The following is a 5,121-nucleotide window of genomic DNA, read 5'->3' as shown; positions in this document are numbered from 1 at the left end:
CCGGAAGGTGTAGATCGAGGTCAGCAGCGCGCCGAACAGGCCCATCAGGCACAGCGCCTTGTGACCGGTGGCCCAGGCACCCCACAGGATCGCCTCCTTGCTGTAGAAACCGGCGGTCACGAAGGGCAGCGCGGCCAGCGCCGAGCCGCCGATGATGAAGCTCCAGAACGACAGCGGCAGGCGCCGGCGCAGCCCGCCCATGCGGAAGATGTCCTGCTCGTGGTGCATGCACAGGATCACCGCGCCGGCCGACAGGAACAGCAGCGCCTTGAAGAAGGCATGCGTCATCAGGTGGAAGATCGCGGCGGACCAGGCGCCCACGCCCAGCGCCAGGAACATGTAGCCGATCTGGCTCATGGTCGAATAGGCGAGGATGCGCTTGATGTCGGTCTGGGTGAGCGCGGTGAAGCCGGCCAGCAGCAGCGTCAGCCCGCCGACCCAGCCCACCGCCTCGAGGGCAAAGGGCGACAGCTCGAACAGGCCGTGCGTGCGCGCGATCAGGTACACGCCGGCGGTCACCATGGTGGCGGCATGGATCAGCGCCGAGACCGGCGTCGGGCCGGCCATCGCATCCGGCAACCAGGTCTGCAGCGGCAGCTGCGCCGACTTGCCGACCGCGCCGCCGAGCAGCAGCAGCGCGGTGACGGTGGCGAGGGTCGAGCCGACCGGCCACTGCTGCTGCGCCAGGGCCATCAGTGTCTGGATATCGAGCGTGCCCAGGCGCGTGGCCAGGATGAACAGGCCGATGGCCATGAAAGTGTCGCCCACGCGCGTGATGATGAAGGCCTTTCTTGCCGCCAGACCATTCGCCGGGTCGCGGTACCAGAAGCCGATCAGGAGGTAGCTGCACAGGCCCACGCCTTCCCAGCCGAGGTAGAGCAGCAGCAGGTTGTCGGCCAGCACCAGCACCAGCATGTTGGCGACGAACAGGTTCATGTACGCGAAGAAGCGCGCGAAGCCGTCGTCGTCGTGCATATAGGCCGACGCGAACCAGTGGATCAGGAAGCCGACGCCGGTGATCACGCCCATCATCACCAGCGACAGGCCGTCGAGCCGGAAACCGATCTGCGGCGTCAGCCCCTCGATCGAGAACCAGGTCCACAGCACCTGCGTGTAATGCCCGTCCGCGGGCGGCGCCTGCAGGAACTGCCAGCCGACCAGCGCCGTCAGCAGCGCGGCGATGCCGACCGAGCCCACGCCCACCAGCGTCGCCAGCCGCTCGGGCATGCGTCCGCGGCTGGCCATGAGCAGCAGCGCGCCGGCCAGCGGCGCGGCCGGGATCCAGGCCAGCAGGTCGAAGCCGATCATCCGCGCATCTCGCTGACGGCGTCCGCATCCAGCGTGCGGAAGCGGTGGTAGACCTGCAACACCAGCGCCAGGCCCACCGAGACCTCGGCCGCGGCCAGCGTGAGGATCAGGACGAACATCACCTGCCCGTCGGCCTGGCCCCAGCGCGCGCCGGCGGCGACGAAGGCCAGGCCGGTGGCGTTGAGCATGATCTCCAGGCTCATCAGGATGAACAGCAGGTTGCGGCGCACCAGCACGCCGGCCAGGCCGAGCGCGAACAGCGCGCCGGCCAGCAGCAGGGCATGTTCCATCGGCACGCCGTTCACTGCTGCACCTTATTTGCGAGGGTTTCGCCAGACCTGCCGTGAACCGAGCACGCCTCCCGCACCCACTGCCCTTCGGGCAGACACCGTGTCGGCATGCTCATGACCCGCGCCTCTCGTCCGGGTCGCGCCGGCCGATGTGGTAGGCGGCGACCAGCCCCGCCAGCAGCAGCATCGAGGCCAGCTCGACCGCCAGCAGGTAAGGCCCGTACAGCGCGATGCCGACCGCCTTGGCGCCGACCGGGTGCGCGGCGCCGCGCAGCTGGTCGCTGGCCAGCAGCCAGGCGATCTCGGCCAGCAGCACGGCGGACATCAGCGCCGGCCCGATCCACATGCCGGGCTTGAACCACTGGCGCTCCTGCGCCACGGCCTGGTCGCCGAGGTTGAGCATCATCATCACGAACACGAACAGCACCATGATCGCGCCGGCATAGACCAGCACCTCGAGCACCGCCGCAAAGGGCGCGCCCAGGGTAAAGAACACCACCGCCACCGACAGCAGCGAGACGATCAGGTACAGCAGCGCGTGCGCGGGCGCCAGGCGCGTGATCGTGAGCGCGGTGGACCCCACCGCGACCGCCGATGCCAGATAAAAAAGTACCTCCATCCCCGATTCCTGAAGAGAAATATGCGACAGGATTACAGGATTCTCAGGATTAACAGGTTTTTTACTTTCAAAGTAGACATCTTTGGTCCTGTTGTTCCTGTTAATCTTGTCATCCTGTCAAATTCTTGATCTTTCTTCACGGCAGCAAACTCTTCACATCCACCGGCGGCGCCTCGTTCTGCGCCTGCCCCTTGTCCTTGCCCTGGATCGCCAGTCCCGCCACCCGGTAGAAGCTGTAGCCCGGGTACTTGCCGGTGCCGCTGATCAGGAGGTGCTCCTTCTCGTACACCATGTTCTGGCGGTCATACTCCGCCATCTCGTAATCCGGCGTGAGCTGGATCGCATAGGTCGGGCAGGCCTCCTCGCAGAAGCCGCAGTAGATGCAGCGCGAGAAGTTGATCCGGAACCACTCGGGATACCAGCGCCCGTCCTCGCGCTCGGCCTTCTGTAACGCGATGCAGCCCACCGGACAGGCCACCGCGCACAGGTTGCAGGCCACGCAGCGCTCGTCGCCGTCCGGGTCGCGCGTCAGCACGATGCGGCCGCGGTAGCGCGGCGGCACATAGGGTTTTTCTTCCGGGTACTGGATGGTGTCGCGCTTGCGGAAGGCGTGCATGAAGATCATCGCCAGGCTGCGCAGCGAGCTCCACAGCAGGTCGAACATCTCTTTCAGCTGCTGCCACATGTTCAGGCGCTCCCCGCCAGCACCACGGCGCCGGTCACCAGCAGGTTCAGCAGCGCCAGCGGCAGCATGAACTTCCAGCCATAGGCCATCAGCTGGTCATAGCGCGGCCGCGGCAGCGCCGCGCGCAGCAGGATGAAGAAACAGATGAACAGGAAGGTCTTGAACGCGAACCACATGATCGGCTGCAGCGCCTGCAGCCAGGCCGGACCGAAGGTCGGTCCCAGCCAGCCGCCGAAGAACAGGCTCGTCAGCATGGCCGAAATCAGCACCACGCCGATGTACTCACCGACGAAGAACATGCCGAACTTGATGCCCGAATACTCGGTGTGGAAGCCGGCCGCCAGCTCGTGCTCGGCTTCGGGCAGGTCGAAGGGCGTGCGATGCGACTCGGCGATGCCCGCCACCAGGAACACCAGGAAGGCGACGCATTGTGGGAAGATCAGCCAGCCCTCGCGCGCCTGGTACTCGACGATGTCGCGCAGGTTGAAGCTGCCGACCAGCGCCACCACACCCATCAGCGACAGGCCCATGAACACCTCGTAGCTGACCATCTGCGCCGAGGCACGCAGCGCGCCCAGCAGGGAATACTTGCTGTTCGAGGCCCAGCCGCCGAGCATCACGCTGTACACCGCCAGCGAGGACATCGCCAGGAAGAACAGCAGGCCGACGTTCATGTCCACCACGCCCACGCCCGGCGCGATCGGCACGACCGCGAAGGCCAGCAGCAGCGTGACCATGATGATTGCCGGCGCGATGACGAACACCGCCTTGTCGGCGAAGGGCGGAATCCAGTCTTCCTTGGTGAAGATCTTGATCATGTCGGCCACCACCTGGCCGAGTCCGAAGATCCACACCCGGTTCGGGCCGTAGCGGTCCTGCCACAGGCCCAGCAGGCGGCGTTCGAGCCAGATCAGCAGCGCGGCCGCGATCACCACCGTCAACAGAATGGCGAGCACCTGGCCCGACTTGAGGATGACGGGCAGCCAGGGCGTCAGGGCCTGCAGCAGCGCGTCCAGCATCAGGCCTTCTCCACCTGCAGCCGCGTTTCGGCGATGACCGGCATGCCCGGCAGGCCCTGCGGCAGGCCGATGCCGCCGTCCGGCAGGCTGTCGTCCAGCCGCACCGGCAGGCTGAGGCTGCTGCCGTTCCAGGCCAGGCGTACGCCCTGCCCGGCGGCCAGCCCGAGACGCGCCAGCTCGCGCGCGTTGAGCGCCACGTAGTTGGGCGGCATGCGCTCGGCCACCGGCGCGCTCTTCGCGCTCAGCTCCTCGCTGCCGAAGATGTGATGCAGCGGCAGCACGCGCAGCCCCGCACCCGTCGCCGCCTCGAACTCGAGGCGGAAGTATTCGCCGCCCTCGGCGGCGTCGAACAGGCGCACGCCGGGATCGCCGCCGCGCAGGTGGCCGTTGATCTCGTCCTGGAACTTGGTGATCGCCTGGTTGGAGTTCCAGCCGGGCATCCAGACCAGCGGAACGATGTTCGGGCGCGTGGGCGCTGTTTCGGTGCGGCCATTGCCAGGCCCGGTGAGCGCCTTGTCCGCCAGCCGGCCCTGCTGCGCCACACGCGCGTTGTCCGCCGCCTCCATCGAGAAGGACAGCGGCGAATCCGGATCCACCGGCGGGCGCGGCTCGTGCACGCTGATGTGCGCGCGCATCGCGGTGCGGCCGCTGTAGCGGTGCGGCTGGCGCGCCAGCTTCTGGCCGGCGCGGCGGAACGCCGCGCTGGGCGCGGCGTCGGGAATCCGGGCCAGCGCGGGAATCGCAGCGGCGCAATCCGCGGTCACGGCGTCGAGATTCTTCCACTCCGGCACGGCGCCGCCCGCGACCTGCTGCAGCCAGCGCCAGCTTTCGGTCACGTCGCGCATCGGCCCTTCCGCATCGGGCGCGTAGGTCTGGTAGGCGCGCTGCGCACGACCCTCGTAATTGACCCAGGTGCCGTCGGCCTCGGCGAAGCTGCCGACCGGCAGCACCGCACTGGCGCGCTGCACGGTCGGTGTATTCAGGTAGTCCAGCACCAGCAGCTGCTTCACGCCGGCCAGCGCAGCTTCCACCTGGTCCGCCGGCGCGCGGCGGAACAGGTCATTCTCCAGCACGATGAGCGTGTCCACCTGGCCGGCGCGCGCGGCCGCCAGCGCGGCATCCAGGCTCATTGCCTCCATCAGGGCCACGCCCAGGCTGTTGGCCTCGGGCGTGACCAGGCACAGGCCCGGCTGGCGTTCG

6 protein-coding genes are annotated in these 5,121 nt (G+C 67.7%); all 6 read right to left on the bottom strand.

Annotated elements, in window-relative coordinates:
- A partial coding sequence (gene nuoL / locus VNJ47_12625) for an NADH-quinone oxidoreductase subunit L (protein ID HXG29676.1) occupies positions 1 to 1,308 on the bottom strand: 1,308 nt, incomplete at its 3' end.
- Entirely contained in the window at positions 1,305 to 1,613 is a 309-nt protein-coding gene (gene nuoK / locus VNJ47_12620; GenBank protein ID HXG29675.1) for an NADH-quinone oxidoreductase subunit NuoK, read from the bottom strand. The genes nuoL and nuoK, both read right to left, overlap by 4 nt.
- 97 nt (positions 1,614 to 1,710) lie before the next feature.
- Positions 1,711 to 2,217: an NADH-quinone oxidoreductase subunit J gene (nuoJ, locus tag VNJ47_12615; GenBank protein ID HXG29674.1), complete on the bottom strand. Its 507-nt coding sequence runs from the start codon at positions 2,215 to 2,217 to the stop codon at positions 1,711 to 1,713.
- Positions 2,218 to 2,353: 136 nt separating this feature from the next.
- Positions 2,354 to 2,881 carry an NADH-quinone oxidoreductase subunit NuoI gene (nuoI, locus tag VNJ47_12610; GenBank protein ID HXG29673.1) on the bottom strand — a complete coding sequence of 176 codons (528 nt, stop codon included), beginning with the start codon at positions 2,879 to 2,881 and terminating at the stop codon, positions 2,354 to 2,356.
- Positions 2,882 to 2,904: 23 nt separating this feature from the next.
- Positions 2,905 to 3,921 carry an NADH-quinone oxidoreductase subunit NuoH gene (gene nuoH, locus VNJ47_12605; GenBank protein ID HXG29672.1) on the bottom strand — a complete coding sequence of 339 codons (1,017 nt, stop codon included), beginning with the start codon at positions 3,919 to 3,921 and terminating at the stop codon, positions 2,905 to 2,907.
- A partial coding sequence (locus VNJ47_12600) for a hypothetical protein (GenBank protein ID HXG29671.1) occupies positions 3,921 to 5,121 on the bottom strand: 1,201 nt, incomplete at its 5' end. The genes VNJ47_12600 and nuoH, both read right to left, overlap by 1 nt.

The organism is Nevskiales bacterium, from assembly GCA_035574475.1.
Lineage (GTDB): Bacteria > Pseudomonadota > Gammaproteobacteria > Nevskiales > DATLYR01 > DATLYR01.
The sequence above is the reverse complement of the archived record's forward strand: the minus strand, read 5'-3'. Positions and strand labels throughout refer to the sequence as shown.